Here is a 14,548-nt window from a genome sequence, read left to right as displayed (position 1 = left end):
GCTGGAGCCGGAAACACTCACATACGCCTCGTATGTGAGGTATACTAGTCACATACATTGCGTATGTCAAATGACATTCGCTGCGTATGTGAATTTATCCTGATAGAGAGAGGCCGATGGCACAGAAGCGCGCAGACATGATTGTGGAAACGAGGGGCAAGCTGATCAAGGCGGCAAGGGAAGCCTTTGCCAGCAAGGGATTCGCCGACAGTTCGATGGACGAGCTGACGGCGCAGGCCGGGCTGACCCGGGGCGCCCTGTACCACCATTTCGGCGACAAGAAGGGCTTGCTGAAGGCGGTGATCGCGCAGATCGACGGCGAAATGATGGCGCGCCTGGCGGCGATCCTGGCGAACGCGCCGACCGCATGGAATGGCTTCGTCGACGAGAGCGTCGCCTACATCATGATGGCGACCGAGCCCGAGATCCAGCGCATCATGCTGCTCGACGGCCCGGCCGCGCTGGGCGATCCGTCGCAGTGGCAGATGCAGAACGCCTGCATCAGCAGCACCCAGCGCAGCCTGGAAAAACTGATGGAAGAAGGGACCATCCGCGAAGTGGACGCGCTGGCCACCTCGCGCCTGGTCAACGGCGCCCTGCTCAGTGCCGCCCTGTGGATTGCTCACGCCGACGACCCGCAGGCCGTGTCGAAGCAGGCGGTCGACAGCTTCGTGGTGCTGGTCGAAGGCCTGCTGCTGAAGCGCTAAGAGCCCGTCCCGGCGAGCGCCGGAAAGTGCGGCGCCACGAATTCGCCCAGCTCCTGCACCACCTCGTGCGCAGGGCGGCGCCCGTACTTCAGGTTCAGCCCGACGTGGTTAACGCCGATGGCGCGCAGCTGTTCGAGATACCCGACCAGGAAACGGTGGCCGGTGCGCAGCCCGAGGAAGATCGGCGACGGCGCCTCGTTCGCGTCCTCCGCCAGGTCGATGTACAGCGACTGGGCGAATGGCTTGAAGGTCGGCGTCGCCGCGCGCCACTGGCGCACCAGGCCAGCCTGCTGCGCCAGGTTTTGTGGATAGAACAGCCAGCCGTCCGCATGCTCGGCAATCCACTGCAGGCTCTGGCGCGAATTCCCCGTCACCATCACCGGAATGTCGCGCAGCAGCGGCTTGGGCAGCAGGTCGCCCTCGCGCATGTCCAGGCGCGGCGTGGCGATCGTCGGATCATCCTCGGCCCACAGCCGGCGCAAGACCGCCAGCGCTTCGCGGAAGCGCTCTCCCTTCTCGTCGACCGGCACCCTGAAGGCCGAGAATTCGGACGGCCGGTCGCCGGTCGCCAAGCCCAGCACCAGCCTTTGCCCCGACAGGCGGTCGATCGACGCCGCCGCCTTGGCCAGGTGAAGCGGATGGCGCAGGGTGCTGACGATGCTGCCGGTGGCGAGCGCGATGCGCGAGGTCTGGCCCAGCACCAGTCCCATGAACACCCACGGGTCGTAGATATGGCCAACGTCCCCGAACGACGGCACGTTGAGCGGCACGTCGCGGAAATACAGGGCCGAGAAGCCCTTCTCTTCGGCCAGCCGCGCGGTGGCGAGCTGGGTGGCGACGTCCATCTCGGGCACCGCGCCCGAGTAGGCTTCGATCGGAAAGAACAGGCCCAGGGTCAGGAGGTCCTGCCGGAACATGGCGGCATGGCCGCGGTGGCTGGCAAATGAAGTCATGGTTTTCGACTGGAATCACGGGTGAAGGAATTGGACGCAGGCGGTGGCCATCCGGCCTTTTGCATACGTTGCGTATGAATTCTAGCATGCTGACATACGAAGCGTATGTCAGCTAGAATTTTTACATACGCGACATATGAGATCGCGTATCCCTCACTTCTTCCAGCATAACTCCATGATCGGCAGCCTTGCCGGATACCACCGGCCGATTACTAATACCTGCCCACCACGGCGGCAGCTGGCATGACGCCGCCGCGAAGACATCGTCAGAACGTGAACACGGTATAGCCGTCGGCCGAAATCTGCGCGATGCTCGGCAGGCCGGAGGTGCCCGGCACGCTGTTATCGGTGATCATGTCGAAACCCGCCTTCTCGGCTTCTTCGCGTGCGCCGAACACGTCGGCGCAGCCGCAGGAGATGCCCACCACCTTGTCTTCGACCGCCTTGTACAGGGCGTGGATCGGGTGCTTGTCGTCGGCCAGCACGCCCGGCCAGCGGGTGCCGGTGCCCTGGAAGTAGATGCCGACCTCGGTGTTCTTCTGCTTGAAGTCGTAGGCGGCGGCCAGGCCGTTGAACATGCGTCCCAGCGCGTCTTCGCCGGCTTTGGGATCGGACAGGATGATGATGGCTGCTTTCATGGTTTTCTCCTAGTGGGCTTGTGTTCGCCGCGCCGTGCAGCGAATGAGGCCATTCTAGGAACCGGCGACGCCAAGAGAAATCCCGCGCAGGACAATACATCGTTGCGCCTGCCGAAATGCCGGACCGGACGCTAATTGAGATGCGGGTTGGCGCGCAGGTGGTCGGCCAGCAGGTCGATGAAGTTGCGCACCTTGGACGAGCCGAACTTGCTCTCGCGGTGCACCAGGTGCACCGGCCATGGCGCTTCCTCGTATTCGGCCAGCACGATCTTCAGGCGGCCGGCGGTCAGCTGGTCGGCGATCTGGTAGGACAGCAGCCGGCAGATCCCCAGCCCGGCGCAGGCGGCCTCGATGGCGGCGTCGTTGCTGGTCACCGTCAGGCGTGGCCGCAGGCGCACCATGGTCGGATCGTCGACCGCGCCGAACTTCCACTCGACCCGCGGCGAAATACCGGTGGCGGCGATGACCGTATGACGCAGCAGGTCGGCCGGATGCTGCGGCAAGGGCTGCCGCTCCAGGTACTCGGGCGAGGCGCACAACACGCGCCGCACCTGCCCCACGCGCAGCGCCTTCAGGCTCGAATCGGGCAAGTGGCCGATGCGCACGGCGACGTCGATGCCCTCGTCGACCAGGTTCACGATCCGGTCCAGGAACAGCGCCGACACCTCGACTTCGGGATACTCGTTCAGGAACTGCACGATGCAGGGCATGACGAAGGTCTTGCCGAACAGGACCGAGGCCGTCACCGACAGATTGCCCTTGGGCGCCGCATTGACCCCGGCGGCCGCCTCGTTGGCTTCATCGATGCTGGCCAAGATGGCGCGCGTGTCGTCCAGGTAGCGCCGGCCCGCTTCCGTCAGGCGCACATTGCGCGTGGTGCGCAGCAGCAGCTTGACGCCCAGATTTTCCTCGAGCCCGGCGATGGCGCGCGTGACGGCGGCCGGCGACAGGTCCAGGCGCCGCGCCGCCGCAGCGAAGCCTTCTTCTTCGCCGACCGCGACAAAGACGTTCATCAGATGGATCTGGTCCACTCATTACTCCCTGCGAAATTGTGCCTTGCGTAGCACGCCGATTCCAATGGGCTTCATTATTTCGCAGAATGGCACTCTCAGCAATCACCTGCCGCCGCACTCCCCACTATGATGGACCATCAGTTCGTATGAATTCGTATGACGCGCGCCCCGCCGGCACGGGACTCGACCTGCGCACCCGCATCCGCATCGACCTGTTCCTGGCGCGCCGCCGCGCCGGGACGGGAGCGGCCACGCCGCGGATCCTGCGCCTGCGCGAGCGCGGCCGGGCGGCCGGCATGAACACCGCCGAAATGATGGCCAACGAAGAAGGCAGCAGCCATGAGGCCAGGGCGACCGCCTGCCTCGCCTTCGTCGCGACGCTGCTGGCGCAAACCGGCGCGCCGTCGCCGGAGGCGCTGCGGCGCATGCACGACGCCGGCTACGGGCCGGACGGCATCGACGCGGCGATCGCACGGGTCAGGCGGGAGGCCGACTGACGATCAACGGCGCACTACCGGCGCCGTCAGCAGGTAGCCGCGTCCCGGCACGTTGAGGATGTAGCGCTCCACCCCCTGGACGTCGAGGGCGCGGCGCAGGGCGGCGATCTGCACCCGCAGGTTGGCCTCGCCGACGACGCGCCCGGCCCAGGCCCGATCGAGCAGGTAGCGGTGCTCGAGCACCTGCCCGGGCGCCTCGGCCAGCAGCCACAGGATGTCGAAGGCGCGCGCGCCGATGCGCACGACGGCGCCGCCGCGGCTGAGGCGGCGCAGGCGCGGCTCGATGTCGAATTCTGCAAACGACAGCGTGTAGCTGGCGCGGTCGTCCCTGGTCATAGTTCCCATCATGGTTCACCGATAGTGCACGGCGCCGCCAGCCCCCTGGCCGGCCAGGCGCACACCATCATTGTCGTAAATACTGACCATTTAGGGAATGGATATCGCTAGAAATTCATCGTTTCGCTGAAAGCAACACTGACTTGCCAATTGACGATGAATGTTTGCCGCGCCGGCGCCAGGTGAGCCGTTACAACCCGAGGTCGGACAGGCCGGGATGATCGTCCGGGCGGCGACCCAGCGGCCAGCGGAACTTGCGCTCTTCTTCGCTGATCGGCATGTCGTTGATGCTGGCATAGCGGTTGACCATCAGGCCGTCCGGGCCGAATTCCCAGTTCTCGTTGCCATACGAGCGGTACCAGTTGCCAGAGTCGTCGCGGCTCTCGTAGGCGTAGCGCACCGCGATGCGGTTGTCGGTGAAGGCCCACAGCTCCTTGATCAGGCGGTACTCGAGCTCCTTGTTCCACTTGCGCTCGAGGAAGCCGCGCGCCTCGTCGCGGCCGTTGGCGAATTCGGCGCGGTTGCGCCAGCGGGTGTCCAGGCTGTAGGCCAGCGACACCTTGGCTGCGTCGCGCGTATTCCAGCCGTCTTCGGCCAGGCGCACTTTTTCGATCGCGGATTCGCGGGTGAACGGCGGCAGCGGCGGACGCACTGCGGTGGGCGTTGTCATCGTGAGACCTTTCGGTTGGTGGTGGTGAAAACTACAGATCGAGTTCCAGCAGCGGGCCCCGGGCCCAGGAGACGCAGGGCGTCATGCCCATGGCCCGCTGCTGCGCGTTGAGGCAGACGTCGCGGTGCAACGGCTCGCCCGACACCACGCCAGCATAGCAGTTGCCGCATTCGCCGCGCTTGCACTCGTAGGAGACGAAGACGTCGGCCTCGATCATCGCATCAAGGATCGACTTGCCCGGCGCGACCTCGAGGGTCCTCCCCGTCTGGCGCAGGACGACCTGTATTGGACTATCCTCATCGTGGGCGCGCGCGCCGAAGCTCTCGAAACGGACGTGCTGCTGCGGCCAGCCCTGCGCAGTCGCGGCCGCGCGGATCGCTTCCAGCAGCAGCGACGGCCCGCAGGCGTGCAGCTCGCAGCCCTCTTCCCAAGGCCCGATCAGGCCTGCCAGGTCGGGACGGCCCTGGGTGGCGGTGACGTGGGTCTGGACGCGCTCCGGGTTGAACTTTGTCCAGTCGTCGGCCAGGACCAGCCGTTCGGCATCGTGCGCCAGGTAGTGCAGCCGGTAGCTGGCGCCGGCCGCATCTAGCGCGCGCGCCATCGGCAGCATCGGCGTGATGCCGATGCCGCCCGCGATCAGCACCGTGCGGGTGCGGCCCACATGCAGCTTGAACGCATCCAGCGGCGGGCTGACCTCAAGCGTCATGCCGGACTCGAATTCGTCATGCAGCACGCGCGAGCCGCCACGCCCGCCCTCCTCGCGTTGCACCGCGATGCGCAGCATGCCACCTTCCTCGCCGACCACGGAGTAGGCATTGCGGTGGCTGGCGCCGGCGCGCGAAATGAATTCGAGTTCGACGTGGGCCCCGGGCTGCCACGGCGGCAGCGGCGCGCCGCCTTCCGGCGCCAGGCGGAACTCCTTGACCATGGGGCCATGGCGGATGATGGCATCGATCAGATATCGCATGATCAGGCCTCCACCGCCGGATTGAAGGGCGAAGCGTCCAGGTATTCCCAGTCCAGGCGCTGCGGCGCGCGGTGCAGCAGCCAGCGCTCGATCGCGACTTCCCAGAAGCGCCCGGTGCCGCCGGTCAGGCCGTGCGGGTCGTCCTGGCCATGCAGGATGCGTGCGCGGCCGCTCAGCTGCAACAGGCGCTGGCCGTCGAAGTCGGGAATGCACAGGCCCACGCGCGGATCGACCGTCAGGTTGCCGAAGGTGTTGAACAGGCTGTTGCCGGAGTAGTCGGGGATGCGCAACAGCGCGTCGTTCACCAACTGGATGAAGCCGGAGCTGCCGCCGCGATGCGAGGCATCGGCGCCGCGCTCCTGGTGGTTGCTGGCCACGAAGACGGTGTCGGCGCGGCGCACGATGGCGCGCGTATCGTCGTCGAGCGCGCGGCCCTCGCCCAGCAGGGCCGGTGCCACGTCGCCTTCGATGCGGCGCAGTTGGCGGCGCTGGATGTACTTGGGGCAGTTCGGATAGGCCTCGCGCACGGCCAGGTCGAATCCGTCATCGTCCAGGCGCTGCAAGCCGCCGTTGATGCGGTAGCGGCGGCGCGAGCCGAGTTCGATGAACAGGCTGCCGACTACCGGATTGGCGGCGACGTTGCGCCAGAACGGCTCCTCGGGATTGCGCAGCGCCGCCGGCAGGTCGACCGTCACCTGCGCCGCGCTGTCGGCATGGGCGAAACCGGGCGGGCCAAACAGGACGGTGGACCAGGGCGCGCCGTCGGCGTCGACGCTGGCCAGCACCACCATCGACTGCTTGCCGATGAAGGGCCGGGCGCCGCCGAGGATGGTGTCGGCGATGACGACGCCATTGCGGTCGGCGATGCCGACTTCCCCGGCGCTGCGCTGCACGGCGCGTTCGCCGTCATGGTAAACAGAGGTCATCATGCTGCGTTCTCCCAGGCTGGCGGCCCGGTGTGGCCGCGTTCGTCATGGCAGCATTTTCATGAATTATGCGAACGCGGGGAATCGGTGCGACCCGCAATACATTATTTCTCCAGAGGGAATACCGAGCCGGATCTGAGGCTTGCGCGTATCAGATTCGCAACATCCCTCGTTTCCGGCATCGATTGTTGTCTTTACGGCTCGCAGCGCGTTTACACTCGTCGGTTATTGCGTAGTTTCACAAGGACAATTGATGAATATGAAGTTGAAGGCTGCGGCACGCGCCGTGCGCGGCGCGCTGCTGGCGGGCGCCTGGATGGCGACAGGGGTATCGACGGGCGCGCTGGCGCAGGAAGCGCCTGCGACTGAGGCCGCCCCGGTGGCGGTGCCGACACCGGCCGCCATGCCGAAGGTCGAAGTCACCGGTTCCGCCATCCGCAGGGTGCTATCCGAGACCGCGCTGCCGGTGCAGATCGTCTCGCGCGCTGAGATCGAGAAGGCCGGCGTGACCACCGCCTCCGAACTCCTGGCCCGGGTATCGAGCAACGTCGGCGGCCTGACGGACGGCGCCAGCATCAATGTCGGTGGCGACCAGCGCGGCTTCAACAGCGCCAACCTGCGCGGCATCGGCACCTCGTCGACCCTGGTGCTGCTCAATGGCCGGCGCATGGCCAACTTCGCCTCGCCCGGCGACGACAGTGGCGTCGACCTGAACAACATCCCGGCGGCCGCGCTGGAGCGGGTCGAGGTGCTGCTTGACGGCGCCTCCGCGCTGTACGGCACCGATGCGATCGGCGGCGTCATCAACTTCATCACCCGCAAGGACTTCCAGGGCCTGGAACTGAACGCCTACGGCAGCACCACCGACGAAGGCGGCGCCGGCAAGCGCACCGCCAGCATCAGCGCCGGCACGGGCGACCTCGAACGCGACGGCTACAATGTGTTCGCGGTGGCCGACTTCCAGCGCACCAACGCGCTCAATACTTCGCAGCGCAGCTTCATCCCCGGCTTGCGGGTCGAGGAACGCCTGGGCCACCTGCTGTCGGGCTATACCGGTCCGGCCAACATCCGCCTGACCTCGAACCAGCGCGACCACCTGCAGGAACTGGGCTACACCATCAACGGCCGCCCGATCACCAACCGCCTGATCAACCTGTCGGCGCCCGATTGCGCGCCGCCGGCCAACGTCTACCTGCCCGACGGCACCGGCGGCGTCGATGCCTGCACCTACAACTATATGGGCGACACCGAGCTGTATCCAAAGACGGAAAAGGCGAGCCTGCTCAGCCGCGGTGTGCTGAAACTCGGCGGCGGCCACCAGGCCTATGCCGAGGTCGCGCTCAGCCGCTCCAAGTCGTACTACACCGGTTCGTCGGCGCGCGTGACCGGCTATATCGACTATCGCCTGGTGCCGCAACTGGTGGGCACCGGCCTCGAAGAGCTGGACGACGACTATCCGGGTGAACTGGAACTGCGCATGCGCCTGTCCGAAGCCGGCCAGCGCACCAGCGAGCTGACCAGCGAAGGCATGCGCTTCGTGGTGGGCGTGAGCGGTACCGTGGGCGGCTGGGACTACGACACCGCCTACAACCACAGCGTCAACACGGTCAAGGACCGCGACACCAATGGCTACGTGCTGTACAACGAGCTGATGGAAGGGATCCTGGACGGCCGCATCAACCCATTCGGCCCATCCAGCCCCGAGGGGCGCGCCCTGATCGACAGCATCCAGGTCGACGACGTCGTGCGCCGTGCGCGCGGCACCCTCGACGCAGTCGACTTCAAGTTCTCGCGTGCGCTCATGCCGCTGGCGGGCGGCGAGCTGGCGGTCGCCATCGGCGGCGAGGTGCGGCGCGAGAAGAACAACTTCACGCCATCCGCCCTGCTCCTGTCCGACAACATCAACAACGACGCCGCGCCGGAAGGCGGCCGCGCCACCAGCGACAAGCGCGATGTCGCCGGCCTGTACGGCGAAGTGCTGGTGCCGTTCGCCAAGCAGTGGGAGGCCCAGCTGTCGGCGCGCTACGACCATTACGAGCAGGTCGGCGGCGCGGCCAGCCCCAAGATCGGCCTCTCCTACCGCCCGACCGATGCGCTGCTGGTGCGCGCCTCGGCCGGCCGCGGCTTCCGCGCGCCAACGATGACGGAGCTGTTCCGCCCCACCGTCTACAGCAGCACCGCCACCCTGCCCGATCCGGTCTATTGCGCCACGGTCGAGAACAACTACGCCGACTGCGCCGACAACTGGGATACGCGCCGCTATAGCAATGCCGACCTCAAGCCCGAGCGCAGCCGCCAGTTCTCCTTCGGCGCCGTGTTCGCGGCCGGCCGCAATGTGAGCGCCTCGCTCGACTACTGGAATATCAAGCGCACCGACTTGATCAGCGAGATCGGCGACGACATCATCCTCGGCAACCTGGCCAAGTACGGCGACCTGGTGTACCGCGATGAAGACGACGTGATCGACTACATCGAACTGCGCAAGGAAAACCGCGGCGCCCAGGTGGCCAAGGGCCTGGACCTGGCGGTCACGGTGCGCGGCGTCGACACCGCCATCGGCCGCTTCGGCGGACGCCTGAACGGCACTTATGTGCTGTCGTCCGAAATCCAGAACGCGCCGGGCGACGCCTTCGTGAGTAATCTGAACAAATTCGTCACCGACGGCGTGGTGCAGCGCTGGCGCCATACGGTGAGCTTCGACTGGGATCGCGGCCCCCTCTCGGCCAGCCTGCAGAACACCTGGTCGAGCGGCTACGACGACCAGAACACGGCGATCAATATCGACGACGGTTCGGTGGTGGCGCAGAACAAGGTCAAGTCATACTCGCTGTGGGATCTGTCGGCGGCGTATCAGGCGACGTCTCGCCTGAAGCTGCGCGCCGGCGTGCAGAACCTGTTCGACGAAAGCCCGCCGTATTCGAACCAGGCCTACTTCTTCCTGTCCGGGTACGATCCGAGCTATACCGATCCGCGCGGGCGGCGGTTCTATGCCAGCGTGAATTACTCGTTCGATTGATCTGGGGCGGTCAATGGTAGGGTGGACGGCTTCGCCGTCCACGCGTTCAAATCACATATGCTCAGTGGCAGAGCGCAGTGGCGTTGAACGCGTGGGCGGGAAACCCGCCCACCCTACGCCTTATACATCGACGCGTACTTGGCGCCGAAGTACAGGACGAAGGCGTAGCACGCCGCCGGCAGCAGGAACGACACCTGCACATTGAACCCGTCCGCCAGGGCTCCCTGCGCGAACGGCACCAGCGCGCCGCCCACGATCGCCATGCACAGGATGCCCGAGGCCTGGCCTGTGTGCCTGCCCAGGCCATGCAGCGCCATGCTGAAGATGGTCGGGAACATGATCGAATTGCACAGGCCGACGGCCAGGATCGCCCACATCGCCAGGTCGCCCCGGGTGAAGGTCGCCACCAGCACCAGCGCGATCGCCGCCAGCGAATTGAAAGCCAGCGTCTTGCCGGGGCTGACCACGCGCATCACGGCGAAGCCGATGAAGCGCCCGATCATCGCCCCGCCCCAGTAGATGCTGACGTAATGGGCGGCGTCGGCATGCGACAGGCCGGCGATGTGCGGCTCGCCGATGAAGTTGATCAGGAAGCTGCCGATGCTCACTTCCGCCCCCACGTACAGGAAGATGCCGATCGCGCCCAGCACCAGGTGGCGGTGCGACAGCGCCGAGACTTGGCTTTCGCCCGCCAGCGGCACGTCTTCGGTGTCGGCGATCGCCGGCAGGCGGGCCAGCCAGAACAGCACCGCCAGCACGACCAGCACACCGGCCAGCACCAGGTAGGGACCGCGCACCGATGCCGCTTCGGCTGCCGCCTCAGCTACCGTATCGACACCGGCCACCGCGACCGCCCCCGCGGCCGACAGGATCAAGAGGCCACCGACGGCCGGCCCGATCGTGGTGCCCAGCGAATTGAAGGCCTGGGTCAGGGTCAGGCGGCTCGAGGCCGTGCGCGCCGGGCCGAGCACCGCCACGTACGGGTTCGCCGCCACCTGCAGCACCGTGATGCCCGAGGCCAGCACGAACAGCGCCAGCAGGAACAGGCCGTAGCCGCCGAACGAGGCCGGATAGAACAGCGTGCAGCCAACGGCGGCCACCAGCAGGCCGGCCACCGCCCCCTTCTGGTAGCCGATGCGGCGGATCAGCGCGCCGGCCGGCAGCGACACGATGGCGTAGGCCCCGAAGAAGCAGAACTGCACCAGCATGGCCTGCACATAGGTCAGGGTGTAGACCGCCTTCAGGTGCGGGATCAGGACGTCGTTCAGCGACGTGATGAGGCCCCACATGAAGAACAGGATCGTGACGATGACGAGCGCACTCGTGTTGTTGTCCAGCTGCGTCGCCGCGCCCTGGTTGGGGGCGGCAGGCGCCGCCTTGTATGGCATATTGGCCATGCTGTCTCCTGATATTGTTTTATCTGCGCTTGGTTCGCTCAATCAGCCAGGCCGGCCGGTGGGCGCGGCAGGTCACGCCCGCGCGTGCCCCAGCCCTTGGTGTCCGGCTGCGTGGTGAGCTGGTACTTCAGCGTGCCCGCCGACTGCAGCTGCTCCCAGTCCAGCCACACGCGCTCCACCGCACGGCCGCCGTAGTTCACCGACTTGACGAAGCGGCGTTCGCCCGGCTTGGCGCCCGGCGCCTCGATGCGCAGGATGCGGCCTTGCGGCAGGTCGATCTCGGCTTTGGCGAAGCGCGGCGCGTGCAGCAGGAAGCGGCCGCTGCCCGGCATGTCCGGATAGATGCCCAGCGCGCTGAACAGGTACCAGGACGACATGGTGCCCAGGTCGTCGTTGCCGGTCACGCCGCCGGGACCGTTGGTGAACAGCGTCTCGGCCGCGCGCACCACGGTGGTGGTCTTCCACGGCTGGCCCATCAGCGTGTACATCCATGGCGCGTGCAGGTCGGGTTCGTTGTTCGGGTTGTAGCGGAACTGGGCGTAGTAGCTGTACGGTCCCACCACCCACGACTTGCGCACCGCGTTCGGATCGGCCAGCACCGCCGGATAGTCGAAGAACTGGTCCAGGCGGCCCAGAGCCGGCGCCGCGCCGCCCATGGCATCGGCCAGGCCCGGCACGTCCTGCGGCACCAGCCACTGGTATTGCCAGGCCGTGCCTTCATGGAAGCCGTGGTCGCCGCGCGGATCGTAGCCGCTGCCGACGTCGCCGAACCAGCTGCCGTCCAGCAGGCGCGGACGCGGGAAGCCTTTCTGGCCGGTCTCGGCGTCGACCACGCTCGGGTCCCAGACCGCCTTCCAGTTGAGGGCGCGCTGCGCCAGCATTTTCGCGTCGTCGGCGTGGCCGAGCGCCTGGGCCATGCCGGCCAGCGCACCGTCGGCCGCCGCGTATTCGAGCGTCGCCGAGGCGCCGTGGTGCGGGTCGGTGTCCATGCCCTTCGAAATGAAGCTGCGGTCGTACTGCACGAAGCCTTGCTTGAGGTAGCTCGGGTTGCCCGAACGGCCTTGCGGACGGATGCCGTGGGCCGGCACGCCGAAGGCGTTCTCGCGCAGCGCGGCATAGGCCTCGGCCTCGCGGCCCTTCAAGGCGCCGAAGCGCCACAGGTCGACCAGGAACGGCGTCACCGGGTCGCCGGTCATGATATTGGTCTCGAAGTTGGCATAGCCCCAGCGCGGCAGCCAGCCGCCCTGCTCGCGGATCTTGAGCACCGAGGTCGCGATATCGCTCGCGCGCTCCGGACGCAACAGCGCCAGCATCTGGTTCTGGGCGCGGTAGGTGTCCCACAGCGAGAAGAACTCGTAATAGGCCCAGTCCTTGGCCGTATGGATGGCGTCGTCGTAGCCGCGATAGCGGCCGTCGGCGTCGTTGCCGGTCAGCGGCTGCAGCAAGGTGTGGTACAGCGCGGTGTAGAACACGGTGCGGTCATCCTTGCTGCCGCCCTCGATGCGCACGCTGGCCAGCTCGCGCTGCCAGTTGGCCTGCGCCTTGGCTTTCATGGCGTCGAAGTGCATTGGGCGACCAGCCTCCATGCCCTCGGCCTTCAGGTTGATACGCGCGCCTTCGGCATCGACGTGCGAGATCGCGCTGACGGCGGTTACCGCCTGGCCATCCTTCAGGTCAAAGCTCAGCCACACGCCGTGTGGCTTGGCCTCGCCCTGCTGGCTCGGGCCGTCGACGTCCGGCCAGCCGGCGCGGTCGTCCCAGATGCCGCGCTTGGCGAAGGGCTGGTCGAACTCCATGCGGAACCAGGTCGTGTACTTGGCGCCGCCACAGAAGCTCTTGGTGACGATCTGGCCCTCGACGCTGCGGTCGCCCACGATCTTCACTTCGCTGCCGATCACGGAATGGCGTTCGTTGGCCTGACCCAGGTTGAGCAGCACGTGGCCGGTCTTCGTTCCCGGCGCATAGGTATAGCGCTCGGCGGCGGCGCGGGTCAGCGCGGTCGCCTCGGCGGTGATGCCGCCGTAGCTGGTCAGCTTGACCTTGTAGTAGCCGGCCTGGCCGACTTCGCCCTCATGCGTGTAGTCGGCGGCGTACTGCTTGTGGTCGAACGCGCCTTTTTTTGCGGTGTCGAAGTCGCCGCCGGGGCCGATGGTTCCGGTGACCGGCAGCACCGACAGCTGGCCGCCCTGCTCCCAGCAGCCGGCGCCGGACAGGAAGGAGTGGCCGAAGCCGCGGATCTTCTTGTCGGTGTAGCGGTAGCCGGCGTAGTGGTCGGCGATCGGGCTGACCTGGATCATGCCGAATGGGGCCGAGGCGCCGGGGAAGGTATTGCCTTCGTCCTGGGTGCCGATGAAGGTGTTGACTGGCATCGTGCCGACGGCGACGGCGGCTTTGGCCGCATTGGCCGACCCGCCGGCCGCCGTCGCATCGATCGCGGACAGCGGCAGCAGGCAGGCGGCCAGGGCGAAGCAGATGCCTCGAATCGCAGGCTGGAATGGGGTGGTTCGGTGTTGACTCATCACGCTGCGTCTCCTTCGAGCTGTTCGAACAGTTGGTGCATGGCCGCGGGTGGCGGCGGCGTGGCGCCGGCCTGCAGGCAGGCGGCGGAACCGGCGGCCAGCGCCGCGTGCAGGTGCGACTGCAGGCGCCGTTCCGGATGGCGCATCAGGCTGGTCAACAGGCCTGCAGCGCTGGCGTCGCCGGCGCCGACGGTGTCCACCACCGCCACTTTCGGGGCCTGCGCATCGCAACGCTCGGCGCCGTGGAACAGGCTCGCGCCCTGGGCCCCGCGCGTCAGCAGGCAATACGCCGCCGGATTGAAGGCGCGCAGGCGCGCCAGCGCTTCGCCCAGTTCGAGGCCGGGGAACAGGCCGCGCAAGTCGTCGTCCGACACCTTCACCAGGTCGGCGATCGAGGCCATGGCTTCGAGCGTCGGCGCATAGCGCTCGTCCATCAGGTTGCGGTAGTTGGGGTCGAAGCTGATCGCGACACCCTGCGCCTTGAGCTGGCGCGCCAGTTCCACCAGCTTCGCCGCCAGCGGCTCGCGTGCCAGGCTGATGCCGCCGAAATGGGCCCAGCGCAGGTTACCGGCCCAGCCGGCCGGGAACAGCGCCGGCTCGAAGTGCAGGTCGGCGGAATCGTCACCGATGAAGAAGTAGCGCGGCGGCTCGCCCTGCTCGACCACGGCCAGCAGCGGCGAACGGTCGACCCGCTGCAGCAGCCGCGTATCCAGGCCGACGGCCTCGCTGGCGCTCCACAACGCGTCGCCGAAGCGGTCCAGGCTGATGGCGCCGGCGAAGGCCGCCGGTTCACCCAGCGCCGCCAGCGCGCGCGCCACGTTCCAGGTCGATCCGCCCACGCGGCTCACCCATTGTTCGTCGCCCTGGTGGATCATGTCGGTCAGCGCCTCGCCGGCGCACAGCATGAGC

General features: G+C 67.1%; 13 protein-coding genes. 3 read left to right on the top strand and 10 right to left on the bottom strand.

What is annotated here, in order from left to right; translation table 11 throughout:
- Positions 1–116 precede the first annotated feature (116 nt).
- Positions 117–707: a TetR/AcrR family transcriptional regulator gene (locus tag SOM28_RS01035; protein WP_123067926.1), complete on the top strand. Its 591-nt coding sequence runs from the start codon at positions 117–119 to the stop codon at positions 705–707.
- Here the strand turns inward: SOM28_RS01035 and SOM28_RS01030 are convergent.
- The 3 genes from SOM28_RS01030 to SOM28_RS01020 all read right to left on the bottom strand — a co-directional run bounded on the left by SOM28_RS01030 (position 704) and on the right by SOM28_RS01020 (position 3,329).
- The gene (locus SOM28_RS01030) at positions 704–1,660 is read right to left on the bottom strand and encodes an LLM class oxidoreductase (protein WP_320466891.1); all 957 of its coding nucleotides are present in this window, start codon (positions 1,658–1,660) and stop codon (positions 704–706) included. The genes SOM28_RS01035 and SOM28_RS01030 overlap by 4 nt on opposite strands.
- Before the next feature lie 266 nt (positions 1,661–1,926).
- A complete protein-coding gene (locus SOM28_RS01025) occupies positions 1,927–2,298 on the bottom strand; it encodes a DsrE family protein (RefSeq protein WP_123067927.1) in 372 nt (123 codons plus the stop codon).
- 131 nt (positions 2,299–2,429) lie between these two features.
- Positions 2,430–3,329: a LysR family transcriptional regulator gene (locus tag SOM28_RS01020; protein ID WP_320466890.1), complete on the bottom strand. Its 900-nt coding sequence runs from the start codon at positions 3,327–3,329 to the stop codon at positions 2,430–2,432.
- A gap of 128 nt (positions 3,330–3,457) precedes the next feature.
- Between SOM28_RS01020 and SOM28_RS01015 the strand changes: the two genes are divergently transcribed.
- The gene (locus SOM28_RS01015) at positions 3,458–3,808 is read left to right on the top strand and encodes a hypothetical protein (RefSeq protein ID WP_123067929.1); all 351 of its coding nucleotides are present in this window, start codon (positions 3,458–3,460) and stop codon (positions 3,806–3,808) included.
- A gap of 3 nt (positions 3,809–3,811) precedes the next feature.
- Here SOM28_RS01015 and SOM28_RS01010 read toward each other — a convergent pair whose 3' ends face one another.
- The 4 genes from SOM28_RS01010 to SOM28_RS00995 form a co-directional block, all read right to left on the bottom strand.
- The gene (locus SOM28_RS01010) at positions 3,812–4,156 is read right to left on the bottom strand and encodes a winged helix-turn-helix domain-containing protein (protein WP_320466889.1); all 345 of its coding nucleotides are present in this window, start codon (positions 4,154–4,156) and stop codon (positions 3,812–3,814) included.
- Positions 4,157–4,334: 178 nt separating this feature from the next.
- Entirely contained in the window at positions 4,335–4,814 is a 480-nt protein-coding gene (locus tag SOM28_RS01005; protein ID WP_320466888.1) for a nuclear transport factor 2 family protein, read from the bottom strand.
- 31 nt (positions 4,815–4,845) lie between these two features.
- Positions 4,846–5,781: a PDR/VanB family oxidoreductase gene (locus SOM28_RS01000; protein ID WP_320466887.1), complete on the bottom strand. Its 936-nt coding sequence runs from the start codon at positions 5,779–5,781 to the stop codon at positions 4,846–4,848.
- 2 nt (positions 5,782–5,783) lie between these two features.
- Positions 5,784–6,710 (bottom strand): pyridoxamine 5'-phosphate oxidase family protein, encoded by a 927-nt coding sequence (locus tag SOM28_RS00995; RefSeq protein ID WP_320466886.1) that lies wholly within the window; start codon positions 6,708–6,710, stop codon positions 5,784–5,786.
- Between the two features lie 250 nt (positions 6,711–6,960).
- On the opposite strand from SOM28_RS00995, the gene SOM28_RS00990 reads away from it, so the two are divergent.
- Positions 6,961–9,723: a TonB-dependent receptor gene (locus SOM28_RS00990; protein WP_320466885.1), complete on the top strand. Its 2,763-nt coding sequence runs from the start codon at positions 6,961–6,963 to the stop codon at positions 9,721–9,723.
- Between the two features lie 113 nt (positions 9,724–9,836).
- On the opposite strand, the gene SOM28_RS00985 is transcribed toward SOM28_RS00990, so the two are convergent.
- From SOM28_RS00985 to SOM28_RS00975, 3 genes are read right to left on the bottom strand one after another with little or no spacing between them, the layout of a single operon-like run.
- Positions 9,837–11,111: a sugar MFS transporter gene (locus tag SOM28_RS00985; protein ID WP_320467309.1), complete on the bottom strand. Its 1,275-nt coding sequence runs from the start codon at positions 11,109–11,111 to the stop codon at positions 9,837–9,839.
- 47 nt (positions 11,112–11,158) lie between these two features.
- The gene (locus SOM28_RS00980; protein ID WP_320466884.1) at positions 11,159–13,639 is read right to left on the bottom strand and encodes a GH92 family glycosyl hydrolase; all 2,481 of its coding nucleotides are present in this window, start codon (positions 13,637–13,639) and stop codon (positions 11,159–11,161) included.
- A complete protein-coding gene (locus SOM28_RS00975) occupies positions 13,639–14,544 on the bottom strand; it encodes a carbohydrate kinase family protein (RefSeq protein WP_320467308.1) in 906 nt (301 codons plus the stop codon). The genes SOM28_RS00980 and SOM28_RS00975 overlap by 1 nt, the downstream gene beginning before the upstream one ends.
- Between the last annotated feature and the right edge of the window lie 4 nt (positions 14,545–14,548).

The sequence above is a fragment of the Massilia sp. CFBP9026 genome (assembly GCF_034045165.1).
Lineage (GTDB): Bacteria > Pseudomonadota > Gammaproteobacteria > Burkholderiales > Burkholderiaceae_D > Telluria > Telluria arenae.
The sequence above is the reverse complement of the archived record's forward strand: the minus strand, read 5'-3'. Positions and strand labels throughout refer to the sequence as shown.

Excerpts from the sequence above, each read along its gene's own strand:
- SOM28_RS01035 (WP_123067926.1), top strand. The coding sequence starts at position 117 with ATGGCACAGAAGCGCGCAGACATGATTGTGGAAACGAGGGGCAAGCTG.
- SOM28_RS01030 (WP_320466891.1), bottom strand. The coding sequence starts at position 1,660 with ATGACTTCATTTGCCAGCCACCGCGGCCATGCCGCCATGTTCCGGCAG.
- SOM28_RS01025 (WP_123067927.1), bottom strand. The coding sequence starts at position 2,298 with ATGAAAGCAGCCATCATCATCCTGTCCGATCCCAAAGCCGGCGAAGAC.
- SOM28_RS01015 (WP_123067929.1), top strand. The coding sequence starts at position 3,458 with ATGAATTCGTATGACGCGCGCCCCGCCGGCACGGGACTCGACCTGCGC.
- SOM28_RS01010 (WP_320466889.1), bottom strand. The coding sequence starts at position 4,156 with ATGATGGGAACTATGACCAGGGACGACCGCGCCAGCTACACGCTGTCG.
- SOM28_RS01005 (WP_320466888.1), bottom strand. The coding sequence starts at position 4,814 with ATGACAACGCCCACCGCAGTGCGTCCGCCGCTGCCGCCGTTCACCCGC.
- SOM28_RS01000 (WP_320466887.1), bottom strand. The coding sequence starts at position 5,781 with ATGCGATATCTGATCGATGCCATCATCCGCCATGGCCCCATGGTCAAG.
- SOM28_RS00995 (WP_320466886.1), bottom strand. The coding sequence starts at position 6,710 with ATGATGACCTCTGTTTACCATGACGGCGAACGCGCCGTGCAGCGCAGC.
- SOM28_RS00990 (WP_320466885.1), top strand. The coding sequence starts at position 6,961 with ATGAATATGAAGTTGAAGGCTGCGGCACGCGCCGTGCGCGGCGCGCTG.
- SOM28_RS00985 (WP_320467309.1), bottom strand. The coding sequence starts at position 11,111 with ATGCCATACAAGGCGGCGCCTGCCGCCCCCAACCAGGGCGCGGCGACG.
- SOM28_RS00980 (WP_320466884.1), bottom strand. The coding sequence starts at position 13,639 with ATGAGTCAACACCGAACCACCCCATTCCAGCCTGCGATTCGAGGCATC.
- SOM28_RS00975 (WP_320467308.1), bottom strand. The coding sequence starts at position 14,544 with ATGCTGTGCGCCGGCGAGGCGCTGACCGACATGATCCACCAGGGCGAC.